Genomic DNA, 16,500 nt, shown 5'->3' on the forward strand with positions numbered 1-16,500 from the left:
GATCGGGCACATGGGAGGATCCGCATGGAACTGACCAACGAGTGAGGAGTACCCGTGGCCGAGGCTGTCTACGCCACCTTGCACACCAACGCTGGCCCGATCCGGCTGGAGCTCTTCCCCAACCACGCGCCGAAGACCGTCAAGAACTTCGTCGACCTGGCCGAGGGCAACCGCGAATACACCGACCCGCGCACGGGCCAGCCGGGCAGTGGGCCGTACTACGACGGCACCATCTCGCACCGGGTGATCAGCGGCTTCATGATCCAGATGGGCGACCCGACGGGCACCGGCCGCGGTGGCCCGGGGTACAAGTTCGCCGACGAGTTCCACCCGGAGCTGCGCTTCGACCGGCCGTACCTGCTGGCCATGGCGAACGCCGGGCCGGGCACGAACGGCTCGCAGTTCTTCATCACCGTCTCGCCGACGCCGCACCTGAACAACCGGCACACCATCTTCGGCCAGGTGGCCGACGAGCAGTCCGCGAAGGTCGTCGACTCGATCGCCAACACCCCGACCGGCCCGAACGACCGGCCGCTGCAGGACGTCGTCATCGAGCGGGTCGAGATCGAGCGCTCCGCTGCCTGAGTCGTCCGCGAGGTACCTTTGCCCACATGACTGAGCGCTCCGAAGGTCGGGACCGGTTGGCGGGCCGCGCGGCCCGCGTCGGCGGGCGGGCGCGGTGAGCGAGTCGCCGCCGGTCACCCCGGTCTGCTACCGGCACCCCGGCCGGGAGACGTACGTCCGGTGCACCCGCTGCGACCGGCCGATCTGCCCGGACTGCATGCGGGAGGCGTCGGTCGGGTTCCAGTGCCCGGAGTGCGTGGCGGAGGGACGTCGTAGCGTGCGGCCGGCGCGCACCGTCTTCGGTGGCGGTGCCGCCGGCCGGCACGGCTACGTCACCAAGGCGCTGATCGCGCTGAACGTGCTGATGATGCTGCTCTCCATCGCCTCGGACCGGGGCGGGGACGCGGCGGTCGGCGGCTCCGGCTTCGGCGGCCTGATGGGCGGCAGCACCCCGCTGACCGACTGGGGCTCGGTGCTCGGCGGCGCGATCTTCCCCGACGGCACGGTCGGCGGCATCGCCGAGGGCGAGTGGTACCGCCTGGTCACCGCCATGTTCCTGCACTACGGCGTGGTCCACCTGCTGCTGAACATGTGGGCGCTGTGGGTGCTGGGCCGGTCGCTGGAGGCCAGTCTCGGGCCGCTGCGGTTCGGCGTGCTCTACCTCGTCTCCGGGCTGGGCGGGAACGTCGCCGCCTACCTGTTCAGCGAGCAGAACCAGCTCACCGCCGGCGCGTCCACGTCGATCTTCGGCCTCTTCGCCGCGCTGGTGGTCATCGAACGCAGGATGGGGCGGGACATCTCCCAGGTGCTCCCCATCCTGGTGATCAACCTGGTCTTCACGTTCACCGTGCCCGGCATCTCGATCCCCGGGCACCTGGGCGGGCTGGTGGTCGGCGGGCTGGTGGCGCTCGTGTTCGCGTACGCCCCACGGTCCCGGCGGACGTTGGTGCAGTTCGCCGGCGGCGCGGTGGTCGTGGCGGCGCTGCTCGGCCTGGCGCTGATCCGCACCGCCGTCATCCTCGGCGGCTGACCGTCCGGCCGGTCGTGCCGCGGGACCGACCGGGCCGTGCGGCGGCCGGCGGCTGACCGCCGCTCAGCGCGGGCGGGCCTCGTGCAGGGCCTCGGCCACGTCGGCGGGCTCGGCGCCGAGGTCGAGGCGGCCGAAGAGGTGCAGCGACTCCCCGGCGTCGATCTCCAGCACCTCGCTGGTCAGGCCCAGCCGGGCGCGGCGGTCCACGGTGACCCGCTCGACGGCCGACCAGGGCAACCGGCGGCGACCCGCGAAGCCCTGGACGACGGTGACCCCCTCCGGGTCGACCGCCAGCCGGACCGGCGCCACCAGGTCGCGTGCCGCCCAACCGGCCAGCGCGGCGGCCGCGACCACGGCCAGCCCCAACTGGACCGGGTCGCCCTCGTCGAGGAGCAGCGCGAGCGCGAGCAGCGCGACCGCGCCGGCCAGCTTGAGTGCCGGCAGGGTGGCCGGCACCCGCCACTGGTGGACGGTCGGGGACGGGTCTGGGCGCATCCGTCCAGGATGCCAGCGCACCCCGGGGGAGGACGGCGGCCCGCCCAGGACGTAGTATCGGTGGCAGCCGAAGTTACCGGGGAGTAGTCATGAGTGACGCAGTCATCGTCGGCGCGGTACGCACCCCGGTGGGGCGGCGCAAGGGCAGCCTGGCCGCCGTGCATCCGGTCGATCTCTCGGCGCACGTGCTGCGCGCCCTCGCCGAGCGCACCGGGATCGACCCGGCCCAGGTCGACGACGTGGTCTGGGGCTGCGTCTCCCAGGTCGGCGACCAGTCGTGGAACGTCGCCCGCAACGGCGTGCTGGCCGCCGGCTGGCCCGAGTCCGTCCCCGGCACCACGCTCGACCGCCAGTGCGGCTCCAGCCAACAGGCCCTGCACTTCGCCGCCGCCACCGTGCTCTCCGGCCAGGCCGACCTGGTCGTCGCCGGCGGCGTCGAGTCGATGACCCGGGTGGCGATGGGCTCCAGCGTGGCCGGTGGATCGCCCTTCAGCGACCAGTTGCGCGACCGCTACCGGGGCGTCGAGGGCTTCGCCGAGGACGCGCCGCTGCCGTTCAACCAGGGCGTCGGGGCCGAGCTGATCGCCGAGCGCTGGCGCTTCTCCCGCGCCCAGCTCGACGAGTTCGCCCTCGCCAGCCACGAGAAGGCGGCCGCCGCGCAGGACGCCGGCGCCTTCGACGCCGAGATCGCCCCGGTCGCCCTGGCCGACGGCGGCAAGTTCGCCGCCGACGAGGGCATCCGGCGGGACACCTCGCTGGAGAAGCTCGGCGAGCTGGCCACCCCGTTCCGCCCCGACGGCGTCGTCACCGCCGGTTCCGCGTCGCAGATCTCCGACGGCGCGGCGGCGCTCGCCGTCACCACCAGCGAATGGGCCAGCCGGCACGGCCTGCGCCCGCTGGCCCGGATCCACACCGCCGTGGTCGCCGCCGACGACCCGGTCACCATGCTCACCGCGCCCATCCCGGCCACCGCCAAGGCGCTGCGCCGCGCGGGGCTGGGCATCGAGGAGATCGGGGTGTACGAGGTGAACGAGGCGTTCGCCCCGGTGCCGCTGGCCTGGCTGGCGGAGACCGAGGCGGACGCGGAGCGGCTCAACCCGCGTGGCGGCGCGATCGCCCTCGGCCACCCGCTCGGCGCCTCCGGCGCCCGGATCATGACCACCATGCTCGCCCACATGCGGGACAACAACATCCGCTACGGCCTCCAGACGATGTGCGAGGGCGGCGGCATGGCCAACGCCACCATCGTCGAGCTGCTCTGACGGCGCCCCCGCCGACCGGGGGCGGGGCTACGCCCCGGCAGGCTTGCGCGCCAGCATGAAGCCCTGCGGGGTCGTCTCCGTGCCCTCGCGCTCCTTCACGACCGTGGCCCACAGGTCGAAACCGGCCTCGCGCAGCAGCGCGGCCACCTCCTCCGGTCGCTGTCGGTACCAGTCGGCGCAGATCGGTTTGCCGAAGGCCTCGTCGAGGTGCAGGCGGTCGTCGCCGACCTGGAAGGCGAGCATGAGCTGCCCGCCCGGCGCGAGCACCCGGTGGAACTCGGCGAAGACCTCGGGCCGCCGGTCCCACGGGACGTGGATGACCGAGTAGTAGGCGAGCAGCCCGCCGAGGGAGGCGTCCGGCAGGTCCAGCGCGAGCATCGAGCCCACCTCGAACCGCAGCCGCGGGTACGTCTCCCGGGCCAGCGTGACCATTCCGGGCGACAGGTCGATGCCGAACGCGTCCAGGCCCAGTCGGTGCAGCAGAATCGTGACGCGGCCGGGTCCGCAGCCGACGTCGGCGACGGGACCGTCGCCGTTGGCCTTCACCGCCTCGGCGAAGGCGGCCAGCAGCGCCCGGTCGAGGGGCCTGCCGTCCATGTCCGTACGAAGCCACTCGGTGTAGTCGACGGCCATGGTGTCGTAGGAGTCGCGGGTGGCGGCGAGGAACGAGGCGTCCGGCATGGCGGTGAAGGGTAGCCGTCCCCGCCGACGGTCGTGACGACCATCGCCGGGACCGGCGGGGACGCGTCGAGCGTCGCCGGCCACGGGGTGCGCCGGGGATAAAGGTGTCGCACTGGCGGCGGGGACGGGGCTAGATTCCGCGACGTGACCACTGCCTCCACGCCGTACGCCGACTGGGCCGACCCGCACTGGCGGGACACCGCGCTCGGCTGGGTCGGTGACCAGCTCGGCCGGCACGGCCGGCGGGTCGTCGGGCCGGTCGAGCCCCGGGTCCGGCCGTGGTCCCTCGTCTGGCGGGTGCCCACCGACGCCGGGGACGCCTGGTTCAAGGCGAACAACCCGGGCACCCGGCACGAGGCGGCGCTGCTGGGCGCGTTGGCCCGGCTCGCCCCGGGACGGGTGCTCGACCCGATCGCGGTCGACGCCGACCGCGGCTGGTCGCTGCTGCCCGACGGGGGCCGCTCGCTGCGCGACGCGCTGGGCGGCGACCGTGACCTGCTGGCCCGCTGGGAGCAGGTCCTGCCGGAGTACGCCGACCTCCAGCGCACGGTCGCGCCCCGGGCCGGCGAGCTGCTCGCGCTCGGGGTTCCCGACCACCGGCCGGAGGTGCTGCCGGAGCTGTTCGAGGCGCTGCTGGACGACGGGGAGTCGCTGCTGCTGGGGGCGGAGGACGGGCTCGACGTCGAGGCGTACGGGCGGCTGCGCGCCCATCGGGACACCTTCGCCGAGCACTGCCGCCGGCTGGCCGACTCGGGCGTCGCGCCCAGCATCCAGCACGACGACCTGCACGACGGCAACGTCTTCGTCGCCGCCGACGGGCACCGGTTCTTCGACTGGGGGGACGCCTCGGTCGCCCACCCGTTCGGCACCCTGCTGGTCACGCTGAACTCGGTCGCGGACGCCTTCGAGCTGCCCGTCGGCGACCCGACGCTGGCGCGGCTGCGGGACGCGTACCTGGAGCCGTGGTCGGACCGGCACGACCGGGCGACGCTGCGCGAGGTGGCCCGGCTGGCCGTCCGCGTCACCCGGGTGAGCCGGTCGCTCTCCTGGCGCCGGGCCCTCATGACGCGGGACCCGGCGCGGGCGCAGTACGCGTCCGCGGTGCCCGGCTGGCTGACGGAGCTGTTCGAGCCCGACCCGGTCTGAACCCGGACGGGCGGCGCGCGGCCGTTCAGCAGGCGCGCAGGGCCCGCCCGCGACACCTCCGGTCCGCCCGGTTCCGGCCACGACCTCGACAGCAGCCGTCGACTGTGGTCAGAATCAGCGGGCCGGCGGCGCGAGTGACGCGTCCGCCCGCCGGCCGTCGGACTCACGGGGACAGATCGGGGAAACGTGAAATCCACACTCTCGCCGGCCGGGCTGCGCCGTGCCGCCCGCCGGACCGTGGCCCTCGCCGCCACCACCGTCGTCGGCACCGGCCTCGCGCTGACAGTCGTCACCGGCCCGGCCCACGCCGCCGTCCCGCCGCAGCCCGGCACCTACACCGGCCTCGGCTTCGACGCCTGCACCGCGCCGACCAGCGCGCAGATGCAGGCGTGGCGCGACCACTCGCCGTACCGGGCGGTCGTCATCTACTTCGGCGGCAGCAGCCGGGGCTGCGCACAGCCCGCGCTGACCCCGGAGTGGGTCGCGGAGCAGACGGCGGAGGGCTGGCACCTCGTCCCGATGTACGTCGGGCTCCAGGCCCCGTGCCTGCCGACCAGCCGGCCGCGCATCGACCCGGCCCATGCGGCGGCGCAGGGTCAGGCCGAGGCCGACGACGCCGTGGCGCGGGCGGTGGAACTCGGCCTGCCCCGGGAGAGCGTCCTCTTCTACGACATGGAGGACTACGACGGCGGCGACGCCGCCTGCACCACCGCGGTCCTCACCTTCATGAGCGCGTGGACCGCCCGGCTGCACGACCAGGGCTACCTCTCCGGCTTCTACAGCAGCGTGGCCCGGGGCGTCGCCGACCAGGTCGCCGCCTACGACACGCCCGGCTACGTACGCCCGGACTACCTCGACTTCGCGCGCTGGGACAACGAGGCCACGGTCGAGGACCCGACCATCCCGGCCAGCTACTGGATGCCGAAGCGGCGGATGAAGCAGCACGTGGGCCCGCACGACGAGACGTGGGGCGGGGTGACCATCAACATCGACGGCGACTACCTCGACGTCGCCCCGCTGCCGGCGACCCGGTTCGGTGACTTCACCGGCAACGGCTGGGCGGACCTCGGCTACCGGGAGCCGGCCACCGGCCGGGTGTACGTCTACGGCGGCAACGGCACCACGCTGAGCGGCCGGATCACGCTGGGCGCCGGCTGGAACGGCATGGACACGATCATCCGGGCCGGCGACTTCGACCGGGCCGGCGGCGAGGACGTGATCGCCCGCGAGCCGGCCACCGGCTACCTGTGGCTGTACCCGGGCACCGGGTCGGGGATCAGCGGCCGGATCAACCTCGGCGCCGGCTGGAACAGCGTCCGGGAGATCACGCCGATCGGCGACTACGACCGCGACGGCTTCCAGGACCTGCTGGCGGTGCAGAGCTCCACCGGCGCGCTCTACCTGTATCCGGGCACGGGGGGCAGCGCTTTCCCGACCCGGGTCCTGCTCGGCTCCGGCTGGAACACGGTGGACGAGCTGAACGGCGGCGGCGATTTCAACAACGACGGCTACCCCGACGTGGTCGCGCGGGAGAAGAGCACCGGCGACCTCTACCTGTACCCGGGTCGTGCCGGCGCGCCCAACACCCGCACCAAGGTCGGTGCCGGCTGGAACACCATGCGTGACCTCGTCCAGCTCGGCGACTTCGACCGGGACGGCCGGCCGGACATGGTGGCCGTGCAGAAGTCGACCGGCTACGTCTACCGGTACCGCTGGCTCGGCACCGCCTGGGCGGCGCCCATCCGGCTCGGCACCGGGTTCGGCTCCATGACCCCGCTGCTCTGAGCGACCAGGATCGGGGACCCGTGACGCTTCGTTCCGCTCTGCCCGCCGGGCTGCGGCGTACCGCCCGGCGGGCCCTCGCCGCGACGGCGGCCACCGTGCTCGCCGCCGGCGCCGCCCTGACCGGCACCGCCGGGCCCGTGCGGGCCGCCGGCTACACCGGGCCGCACCCGGGCGCGTTCACCGGCCTGGGCTTCGACACCTGCACCGCGCCGTCGAACGCGGCCATGAAGGCGTGGCTCGCCTCGCCGTACCGGGCGGTGGGCATCTACATCGGGGGGAACGGCCGGGCCTGCGCCCAGCCGAACCTGACCCGGGAGTGGGTGACCACGCAGGCGGCGGCGGGCTGGCGCTTCTTCCCGCTCTACGTCGGGCCGCAGGCGCCCTGCCGCAGCACCAGCAAGCCGCGGATCGACCCGGCGCAGGCCGCCGCGCAGGGGCGGGCCGCCGCCGACGACGCCGCGGCGCGCGCCCGCGACCTGGGGCTCGCCCGGGAGAGCACCGTCTTCTACAACATGGAGAAGTACCCGGCGGGCGACGCGGCCTGCACGGCGGCGGTGCAGAGCTTCACCCACGCCTGGACCATCCGGCTGCACGACCACGGCTACTTCTCCGGCTTCTACACCGACGTGGCCTCCGGCGGCCTCGCCGACCAGGTCTCCGCCTACGAGCGGGCCGGCCACGGCCGGCCGGACTACCTGGACTTCGCCCGGTGGGACGGCGTGCAGACGGTGGCGGACGAGGCGCTGCCCGAGTCGTACTGGATGCCGAAGCAGCGGATGAAGCAGTACCGGGGCGACCACCACGAGACGTGGGGCGGGGTGACCATCAACATCGACAGCAACCACCTCGACGTCGCCCCGCTGCCCGCCACCCGGTTCGGCGACTTCACCGGCAACGGCTGGGCCGACCTCGGCTACCGCGAGCCGGCCACCGGCCGGCTGTACGTCTACGGCGGCAACGGCGTCACGCTGAGCGGGCGGGTCTCGCTCGGCGCGGGCTGGAACGGGATGGACGCGATCGTCCGGGCGGGCAACTTCGACCGGGCCGGCGGCGAGGACCTGCTGGCCCGCGAGAAGTCGACCGGCTACCTGTGGTTCTACCCGGGCAACGGCGCCGGCGTGACCACCCGGGTCAGGGTCGGCAGCGGCTGGAACGGCATGCGCGAGATCACCCCCGTCGGCGACTGGAACGGCGACGGCTTCCAGGACATCGCGGCAGTGCAGACCTCCACCGGCGTGCTCTGGCTCTATCCGGGCACGGGCACCGGCTTCGGCAGCCGGGTCGCCCTCGGCGGCGCGGGCTGGAACGGGCTCGACGAGCTGACCGGCGGCGCCGACTTCACCGGTGACGGGCGCCTCGACGTGCTCGCCCGGGACACGGCCACGGGCCGCCTGCACGTCCACCCGGGCGGCCCGGACGGGCTCCTCGGCGCCCGGCTCGACGCGGGCGCCGGCTGGGGCGGCATGCGCGACCTCGCCCAGCTCGGCGACTTCGACCGGGACGGCCGGCCCGACCTGGTCGCGGTCCAGAAGTCGACCGGCAACGTGCTGCGGTACCGCTGGAGCGGTGGCGGATGGCTCGCCCCGACCCGGCTGGGCAGCGGTTTCGGCGCGATGCAGCCGTTGCTCTGACGCGTACTTCCGGGCCCGTCCAGCGCGACGGGCCCGGAAGTCGGACAGGCGGTGCGACGCGCGGGTGTGGAAGTTCTGCAATTTGCGCGTGACCCACGTCACCCTCCGGCGCCCGTCGTTGGGCAGGGCATGGACGTCTTCTCCCGAACGTTCCTCCCGGCCGCCTCCGAGGCCGGACTGGCGATGCAGACCGTCAGCCGGCACATGCCGGTCTTCCGCCGCTGCGTCGGCTCCGGCGACGCCACCATCCTGGTCACCCGGTGCAGCCGGCCCGACCGCCCGATGGCCGGCGAGTACCTTTTCCTGCTGACCCACCGGCGGCTGGTGGTCACCCAGCAGACCCGGGTCCTGCACCGGCTGCGCCTGCACCTCAACACCGAGCTGCGGGAACTCAGCAACGTCACCTGGAGCCCGGACCCGCGCCTGCACTCGGTCGAGCTGGCGGCCACCGCGATCGACGGGGTCCGCGAGCGGTTCCTCATCCACACCCGGCACCCGAAGCAGGTGTGGCAGCTCGACGCGCTGCTCAACCACGCCTTCCGGACCCGGCTGCGGACGCCCCGGGAGCGGCTCGTCGCCACCATCGGCGAGGCGCCGGCGGTCGCGCGACCCGCCGCGTTCCGGCCGGCCGTGGTGCGCTGACCGTCTTCTTACCGAATCCGAACATCCGCTGACCCGCCCGGCGCCGCCGCGTCGGGAATCATGGGCCGGTGACCGTCAACGCCCCGACCCGCGGGCTCGTCCTCGTGGTGGAGGACGAGCCGGCCATCGCCGACCTGGTCCGGCTCTATCTGGTTCGCGACGGGTTCGGCGTACACCTGGAACGGGACGGCGCCGCCGGCCTGGCCGCCGCCCGCCGGCTGCGGCCGGTGGCCTGCGTCCTCGACATCGCGCTGCCCGGCCTGGCCGGCACCGAGGTCTGCCGGCGGCTGCGCGAGGCCGGCGACTGGACGCCGGTTATCTTCCTCACCGCCCGGGACGACGAGGTGGACCGCGTCGTCGGGCTGGAGTTGGGCGCCGACGACTACGTCACCAAGCCGTTCAGTCCGCGCGAGCTGGTCGCCCGGGTGCGGGCGGTGCTGCGGCGCACGGCCGGAGCGCCCGGGGGAACGGGCCGGCCGCGGGTCGTCGGCGCGGTGACGCTCGACCCGGCCCGGCGCACGGTGACCGTCGCGGGGGCCCCGGTGCAGCTCACGTCGACCGAGTTCGACCTGCTCGCGCACCTGATGGCCCGGCCGGGCCGGGTCTTCACGCGGGAGGAACTGCTCGCGGGGGTGTGGGGGTACGCGGCCCACGCCGGCACCCGCACCGTCGACGTGCACGTCGCGCAGGTCCGCGCGAAGCTCGGCGCGGCCAGCGTGATCCGCACCCACCGGGGCGTCGGGTACGCCGCAGATGGCTGAGCCCACCGTCGCGCTGCCGGTGGTCGGCCCGCCGGCGCGGCCGTCCCGCCCCCGCCCCGCCCGTACGCTCACCTCCCGCGCGGTGCTGGTCACCTGCGCCGTCGCCCTGGTCTCGGTGCTGGTCACCGCGATCGTGGCGGTGCCCGTGGCGGTGCGCGGCGTGGAGCGGCGCGACCAGGAGGCGCTGGCCGCCCAGGCCCGGCTCGCCGCCGAGGTGTTGCGGCCCCGGCTGGAGACCGGGCGGACCGCCGACGAGGAGCGGCTCGTCCGCCAGCTTCGTGCCCAGGGCGTCGACGCGTACCTGGTCCGGCGGGGCGTCGCGGACCGGCCCGGCCTGCCGCCCCGGGTGGTGCAGCGCGTCGCCGAGGGCCGGAACGTGTCGACCCGCCGGCCCCTCGACGGGCGGCGCACCCTGATCGAGGGCCGCGCCCTGCCGGGTGGCAACGGGGTGGTGCTGACCCGCTCCCGGGCCACCGCCCCGTGGCGGCAGGTGCTGCCCAGCCTCTGGCTGCCGCTGCTGGCCGGGCTGGCCGCCGGCGTGGTCGCCGGGCTGCTGCTGGCCCGCCGGCTGGCCCGGCCGATCCGGCGCGCCGCCGACGCCGCCGCCCGGCTGCGCGCCGGGGACCGGACGGTACGCGTGCCGGTGGAGCCGCCCGACGAGGTGGCCGACCTGGCGTACGCGCTGAACGGGCTGGCCGCCGCGCTGGCCACCAGCGAGGGCCGGCAGCGGGAGTTCCTGCTCTCCGTCTCGCACGAGTTGCGCACCCCGCTGACCGCGATCCGGGGCTACGCCGAGGCGCTGGCGGACGGGGTGATCGGGGCGGCGGACGCGGCGGGCACCGGCCGTACCGTGCTCGCCGAGGCGGAGCACCTGGACCGACTGGTCAGCGACCTGTTGGCGCTGGCCCGGCTGGAGGCCGCCGACTTCCCGCTCGAACCGGTGCCGGTGGACCTGGCCCGGCTGGCCGCCGACGCCGGCCGGACCTGGGCCGACCGGTGCGCGGCGGTGGGGGTCACGTTCCGTGCCGAGGTCCCGGAGCAGCAGGTGCCGGCGTACACCGATCCGGGGCGGATCCGGCAGGTGGTGGACGGGCTGCTGGAGAACGCCCTGCGCGTCGTACCGCCGGGGGCGCCGGTCGTGCTCGCGGTCCGGGCGGCCGGCGCGGACCCGGCGGCGGGCGGCGTCGTGGAGGTCCGCGACGGCGGACCCGGTTTCACCGACGACGACCTGGCGGTGGCGTTCGAGCGCGGCGCCCTGCACCAGCGCTACCGGGGGGTGCGCAAGGTCGGCAGTGGGCTGGGGCTGGCGCTCGCCGCCGGCCTGGTCCGCCGGCTCGGCGGGGAGATCACGGCCGGGCACGCGCCGGAGGGCGGGGCGGCGTTCACCGTCCGGCTACCCCCGGATCCTTACCAAACTCGAACATCGGCCTGACCCGCCGCTCGCCGGACGGCGGGAGGCTGGGACTCCACGGACGGACGAGAGGGAGACTCATGGCACGTTGGGGAATCGCCGCCGGCACGCTGCTCGCGGCGGTCGCGCTGGGGCTCACCGGCTGCGGTGCGGCCGAGGTGGCGGGCCAACCGGCCCGCGAGACCGCCGTCGAGGTCGTCGCGGCGCTCGGCGCGGAGGGCCAGGCGCTCGCCGCGATGGGCTTCGACGCCGGCGACCTGGACGTCGACCCCGTGGCCGCTCCCGCGTCGCCGGCGGCCTCGCCCACCGCGACGGGGGAGAAGCCGCGGCGCGAGCGCGCGGAGGAGTGGCGCAAGCGCCGGCAGGCCCGGGTGCTGCTGCGGAAGAACACGCTGCACGGCGAGGCCGTGGTGCGGACGAAGGACGGCGGCACGAGGACCGTCGCTGTGCAGCGGGGCGAGGTGACCGCGATCGACGGCGGGAAGATGACCGTGAGGTCCACCGACGGCTTCACCATGACCTGGACCTTCGGCGACGGGTTGCGCGTCGTCGAGCGTCGTACGGCGATCGCGTCCACCGACATCGGGGTGGGCACGACGGTCGGCGTGGCCGGCGCCAAGGAGGGCGACGGCGGCGTGGCCCGCCTGGTCGTCGTGCCGGTCAAGCAGAAGTAGGTGTGGCCGCCGTGCCCGGCGGAGGGAGCAAGCCTGACCGCCCGGAGCCGGGCACGGCGGGCCACACCCCACCTCAGTACACCCGGGAGCCGATGAAGTCGTCGTGCCCGTAGCCCACCGGGTTGGCGAAGGCGCGGGACTCGAACGACCACTGCTGGCGCGTGCTGGTGGCGCAGGTGGCCAGCCGCAGCCGCGGGGTGCCCAGCCACGGGTTGTCGAAGGCCAGGCAGAGGTTGGTGTTGCCGGCCGCCTTGATCTGGTTGCCGGCCAGCACGAACTTCTGGTTGGCGCCGCCGTGGCAGTCGTAGATGTTGACCGCCGTGCCGGCGCTCAGCGTGCCGCCCGAGACGTCCAGGCAGCGGTCGTGGGACAGCTCCGAGTGCAGCGACTGCCGGGCCGGGTCGTACCAGAATCCCTGGTTACGCCCGCCGTGGCAGCCGTACGACTGCTGCGGCGTGCCGTTGCGCGAGTCGTACCCCTTGCCGTCCACGCAGGTGCCGGTGGCGGCGTTGCGCAGCTGCCTGAACTCGAACAGCCCCGGGTAGAGCACCCCGTTGCCGGTGCTGGCCGGGTCGACGCAGGTGGCGCGCTGCTGCCCGGAGTTCCAGAACTGGGTGACGCACTGGGCGAACATGCCGTGCCCCCGGTGGTTCGGGTGGAACGACTGCCGCGCCGCGTTCTCGTCCCACACGCCGATCTCGATGTGGAGGCCGCGGACCGCGGTGTTGTCGGTGCACACCTCGTGGCCGTGGAACAGCCGGCTCGCGTCGAGGTAGCGGGTGCCGGTGTTGGTCGCCGCCGCCCGCAGCGCCGACTCGAACAGGGGCACCGCCTTGTTCCGGGCGAACGCGGCGTCGGCCAGGTAGAGCAGGCAGCCGCCGGCGTACCAGCCGGGGAAGTTCGGGTTGTCCTCCACGTCCGGGCTGCCGGGGCTCGGGTACGACATGAGCACCAGCTCGTAGTCCGACCGCAGGTAGCCCGCGCCGGTCATGGTCTGCCGGATGTCGGTGAGCGCGTCCTCGACCGCCTGTCGGCTGCCGTCGGTGCGTACCGTCCACTGGTCGGTGTAGGTGGGGTAGCACGGGCCCTGGAGGAAGACCCGGCGGATGGTGCAGTCGGTGGCGACGGGGCCGAACTGGATCGTGCCGTCGCCGTTCGCACCGACCACCACCCAGATCAGCTTGATGTGCGTGTTGCGCGCCTTGATCGCCAGGTGGTCGCCCTGGTTCAGCTCGTTGTGCTGGGTGGGCCCGCCCCGGATCAGGTTCCACGGGGTCGCCCCGGAGCAGGCGATGTTGTATTTCTCGTCGGCGGGGATGCCGGTGCGGAAGACCGCCTGGTCGTACGAGCGGTCGCACCAGTTGCCGGGCTCGTGGGTGCCGGGGACGTAGTTGCCCACCCCCTCGCCCGAGATCTCGCTGTCGCCCATCGTGATCAGCGCGGTGCGGCGCTGTTCGATGGGGCGGATGGCGGGCTCGCCGTAGAGGGCGGTGGCCTCGGCGGCGCGGATCGCCTCCAGGTTGCCGGGGAGTGGCTGGATGGCCGGACGGTCGGCCGCGGTGGCGGGGGAGGCCGTTCCGGCGAGCATCGGCAGGACGAGCGCGGCGGCGGCGACGACGGTGAGCACCCGTCGTCGGGTCACGCGTCCGCGTCTGGCAGGGGAACCATGCATCGACGCACTCCTTTCGGCTCGATCGCGGGACGTCGATCGAGTTACCAGACGGTAACGCCGGCTTCGAGATATGTGAATGCATCTCGGAATCGTTGCGCGCGGAGCGTAGAACCGGACGATCCGGGCGAGACGGACGACGTCAGGAGCCCTCCGGCCGTCGCTCCGGCCGCGCTCCTCGGCGTGGCCGGGCGGCCTTGTCGATGCGCGGCCGGAGGCGCCGGGCGGCGTCGGCGATGGGCGGACCGGAGGCGTCGGGCGGCCTTGTCGATGCGCCGCCGGAGGCGTCGGGCGGCCTTGCCGGTGCGCGGACCGGAGGTGCCGGGCGGGTCAGCGCCCGGGCGGCAGGGCGTAGCCGACGTAGCCCCGGAACTCGACGCGCCAGCCCGCCGGCACCAGCTCCGCGCACGCCGGCCGGCTGCCGGTGCAGACGATCGCGTCCACCGAGGCCGGGTCGGCCGGCGGGCGCCCGGGCAGCACGGACTGCAGTGCCACCAGCTCCGGCGGGCGGCCGTCGGCGTCACGCAGCAGCAGCCACCAGGGGTACTCCCAGTTGTCGTTCTGCTGCACCAGGCCGATCCGGCGGGCGTCCGTCGCGCGTACCGCGCCCGCCGCCCAGCGGAACTCCTCCGCCCACTGGGGACGCCGCAGGAACCTGGTCTCCCACTCTGAGGTGGTGAAGACCGAGCCCGCGCCGACCAGCCGGCGCGGGAAGCCGTACGACACCGCGAGCACCCCGGCCAGCGCGCAGGTGGCCAGCACGGTCACCGCGAGCCCGGTCGCCACCGACCGCCGGCCCGCGCCGCCGTCCCGCGCGGCCGACCGGCGGCGGAACAGCGCGTCGAGCCAGAGCCCCGCCAGCGGTACGGCCAGCGTCAGCGCGTAGAGCAGCAGGCGGTTGCCCCACGGCTGCCACTTGACCATGGCGGTGTGCAGCAGCACGGCCACCACCACGACCACCGCGTACGCGCGCAGCGGCCCCGCCTGCGTCGGGCCGACCCGGCCCGGCCTGGCCAGCGCGAACCCCGTCCCGATCAGCGCCAGCGCCCCGGCCAGGGGGAAGGCCACCCGGTCCTCGTCCGGATACCAGGACGGCACCGGGAAGCGTTCCCGCCCGAAGGTGGTGGCCCGGTCCTGGGGGTCCACCCCGATCAGGTCGGCGCCGGCGACGATCGCCTCGGTACCGGCCCGGCGCAGCGGCGCGAGCGGGGTGTCGAACGCCGTGTGCGCGATCCGCAGCGCGTTGACGAGCACCGAGGGCGGGTCGTGCCGCTCCATCGGGACGGACTCGCGCAGCCGGGGCGGGCCGAGCGGGTGCCCGAACTCGGCGGTCACCCGGGCGAGGAACGGCCCGACCACGACCGCCGCGACCAACAGGATCAGCACGGACCCGGTCACCGTCCGGGCCACCTGGCGTCCCGGCCGGAGGCCGGGCGCGGCAGCCCCGCCGGCGTGACCGGCATCCGGGCCGTTCACCGCGCCGGCCCTGTGGCGCACCGCTCCGGCGCGCTCCCGCGCGGCGCCGCCCCGCGCGAGCCGGAGCTGGGCGAGCCCCCAGAGCAACAGCAGCGGCCCGAGCGCCATCAGGCCGTTGGTCTTGGTGACCGCGGTCAGCCCGGTGGCCGCCCCCAGCCCGAGCATCGTCCCGACCCCGGTGCGCCGGCGCAGTCCGTCCAGCGCGAGCGTCGCCGCGCAGGCCACCCAGGCGGCGCAGACCAGGTCGGTCTGGGTGCTGGTCGCCTGGAGCGCCACCATCGGCGTGGTGGCCAGGACGAACGCGGTGAGCAACTGGGCCCGGCGGCTGCCGCCGAGCTGGGCGGTGATCCGGGTCGCCGCCAGCAGGACGCCGACCCCGGCGGCCCACTGCACCAGGTGGTGCAGCGCGTCGCCGCCGGTGAAGAGGCGCAGGTGCAGCAGCAGATACTCGGCGCCGGGCGGGATGGTCACCTGCCGGTGGATGGCGGTGGGCCAGAAGTCGAGGTCGCCCTGGGCCACCCAGTGCTCCACCTTCGGCAGGTGGTAGGTCTGCGAGTCGAAGTTGTTCGGTTCGGCCAGCAGGGCGATCAGCAGCTCGACCAGGAGCAGCCCGCCGACCGTGCCGGCGAGCAGCCGCTCGCCCCGCCCCGCCGTACGCCAGGCTTCGGCCAGACCGGTCCACCGGCCGGACCGCCGGGCTCCGGCGGCGCCCGGCGCGCCGGCATCCGGTGCGGGCGGCGGGGCCGGGGTGCCGGTGGCGGGGCCGGTGGTCGCGCCGACCAGGGCGCGGCGTGGCGCCGCGACGGCCGCCGCACGTCGCGCGGCGTCCCGGCGGCGGCGCCCTCCGGCGGCCGCGCCCGTGGCGGCGAGGAAGAGCAGCCAGGCGACGGCGAACGCCGGCAGGGTGAGCAGCCCCAGCGCGCCGAGCACCTCCACCGTGAGCACCGCGAACGCGCCCGTGACCAGGGCGGCCCGGACCAGCGCGAGGCGCAGCGGCGCCACGGTCTCGGCGGCCAGCGGCCGGAGGGCGACGGTGAGCAGTCCGATCGCGGCGACGGGGGCCAAAGCGAGCGGGTAGCCGGCTGCCGACATGGCGGAAGTAAACACCATCTTTCTGAGGCCGCCACGGTCGATGCCCACGGTGCTGGGCACCGTCTCGCTGACCAGCCAGGTTAGGCTAGGGCCGACGTATTGTCGCCACCGTGGAGATTCCCGTGAAGCTCTCGATCCTCATGCCGGTCTACAACGAGGAAGAACGCATCGCGGATGCTCT

General features: G+C 74.8%; 14 protein-coding genes. 10 read left to right on the top strand and 4 right to left on the bottom strand.

The window, feature by feature from the left end; all coding sequences use genetic code 11:
• The first annotated feature begins 54 nt into the window (after positions 1 to 54).
• Positions 55 to 585, top strand: coding sequence for a peptidylprolyl isomerase (locus ABT006_RS04040; RefSeq protein WP_350682508.1), 531 nt, complete (start codon positions 55 to 57; stop codon positions 583 to 585).
• A gap of 94 nt (positions 586 to 679) precedes the next feature.
• Positions 680 to 1,594 carry a rhomboid family intramembrane serine protease gene (locus ABT006_RS04045; RefSeq protein WP_350702630.1) on the top strand — a complete coding sequence of 305 codons (915 nt, stop codon included), beginning with the start codon at positions 680 to 682 and terminating at the stop codon, positions 1,592 to 1,594.
• A gap of 63 nt (positions 1,595 to 1,657) precedes the next feature.
• Here the strand turns inward: ABT006_RS04045 and ABT006_RS04050 are convergent, their stop codons facing one another.
• Entirely contained in the window at positions 1,658 to 2,089 is a 432-nt protein-coding gene (locus ABT006_RS04050; RefSeq protein ID WP_350702632.1) for a PH domain-containing protein, read from the bottom strand.
• 89 nt (positions 2,090 to 2,178) lie between these two features.
• Between ABT006_RS04050 and ABT006_RS04055 the strand changes: the two genes are divergently transcribed.
• Positions 2,179 to 3,351 carry a thiolase family protein gene (locus ABT006_RS04055; RefSeq protein WP_350702634.1) on the top strand — a complete coding sequence of 391 codons (1,173 nt, stop codon included), beginning with the start codon at positions 2,179 to 2,181 and terminating at the stop codon, positions 3,349 to 3,351.
• A 27-nt stretch (positions 3,352 to 3,378) separates the two neighbouring features.
• Here ABT006_RS04055 and ABT006_RS04060 read toward each other — a convergent pair whose 3' ends face one another.
• Positions 3,379 to 4,032 (bottom strand): class I SAM-dependent methyltransferase, encoded by a 654-nt coding sequence (locus tag ABT006_RS04060; protein ID WP_350702636.1) that lies wholly within the window; start codon positions 4,030 to 4,032, stop codon positions 3,379 to 3,381.
• A 144-nt stretch (positions 4,033 to 4,176) separates the two neighbouring features.
• On the opposite strand from ABT006_RS04060, the gene ABT006_RS04065 reads away from it, so the two are divergent.
• The 7 genes from ABT006_RS04065 (at position 4,177) to ABT006_RS04095 (ending at position 12,082) form a co-directional block, all read left to right on the top strand.
• Positions 4,177 to 5,178 (top strand): phosphotransferase, encoded by a 1,002-nt coding sequence (locus tag ABT006_RS04065; protein ID WP_350702638.1) that lies wholly within the window; start codon positions 4,177 to 4,179, stop codon positions 5,176 to 5,178.
• A 186-nt stretch (positions 5,179 to 5,364) separates the two neighbouring features.
• Positions 5,365 to 6,963, top strand: coding sequence for a glycoside hydrolase domain-containing protein (locus tag ABT006_RS04070; protein WP_350702640.1), 1,599 nt, complete (start codon positions 5,365 to 5,367; stop codon positions 6,961 to 6,963).
• Positions 6,964 to 6,983: 20 nt separating this feature from the next.
• Positions 6,984 to 8,594 (top strand): glycoside hydrolase domain-containing protein, encoded by a 1,611-nt coding sequence (locus tag ABT006_RS04075; protein WP_350702642.1) that lies wholly within the window; start codon positions 6,984 to 6,986, stop codon positions 8,592 to 8,594.
• A gap of 129 nt (positions 8,595 to 8,723) precedes the next feature.
• Positions 8,724 to 9,236 carry a hypothetical protein gene (locus ABT006_RS04080; protein ID WP_350702644.1) on the top strand — a complete coding sequence of 171 codons (513 nt, stop codon included), beginning with the start codon at positions 8,724 to 8,726 and terminating at the stop codon, positions 9,234 to 9,236.
• Positions 9,237 to 9,304: 68 nt separating this feature from the next.
• Positions 9,305 to 9,997, top strand: coding sequence for a response regulator (locus ABT006_RS04085; RefSeq protein WP_350702645.1), 693 nt, complete (start codon positions 9,305 to 9,307; stop codon positions 9,995 to 9,997).
• Complete coding sequence (locus ABT006_RS04090) at positions 9,990 to 11,429, top strand: sensor histidine kinase (protein ID WP_350702647.1); 1,440 nt, start codon at positions 9,990 to 9,992, stop codon at positions 11,427 to 11,429. The genes ABT006_RS04085 and ABT006_RS04090 overlap by 8 nt, the downstream gene beginning before the upstream one ends.
• A gap of 59 nt (positions 11,430 to 11,488) precedes the next feature.
• A complete protein-coding gene (locus tag ABT006_RS04095; RefSeq protein ID WP_350702649.1) occupies positions 11,489 to 12,082 on the top strand; it encodes a hypothetical protein in 594 nt (197 codons plus the stop codon).
• Between the two features lie 73 nt (positions 12,083 to 12,155).
• Here ABT006_RS04095 and ABT006_RS04100 read toward each other — a convergent pair whose 3' ends face one another.
• Both ABT006_RS04100 and ABT006_RS04105 read right to left on the bottom strand, forming a co-directional pair.
• Complete coding sequence (locus tag ABT006_RS04100; protein ID WP_350702650.1) at positions 12,156 to 13,724, bottom strand: ricin-type beta-trefoil lectin domain protein; 1,569 nt, start codon at positions 13,722 to 13,724, stop codon at positions 12,156 to 12,158.
• 357 nt (positions 13,725 to 14,081) lie between these two features.
• The gene (locus ABT006_RS04105) at positions 14,082 to 16,319 is read right to left on the bottom strand and encodes a hypothetical protein (RefSeq protein ID WP_350702652.1); all 2,238 of its coding nucleotides are present in this window, start codon (positions 16,317 to 16,319) and stop codon (positions 14,082 to 14,084) included.
• Positions 16,320 to 16,500 lie beyond the last annotated feature (181 nt).

Origin of the sequence: Micromonospora sp. NPDC002717, from assembly GCF_040295705.1 — a bacterium.
GTDB lineage: Bacteria > Actinomycetota > Actinomycetes > Mycobacteriales > Micromonosporaceae > Micromonospora.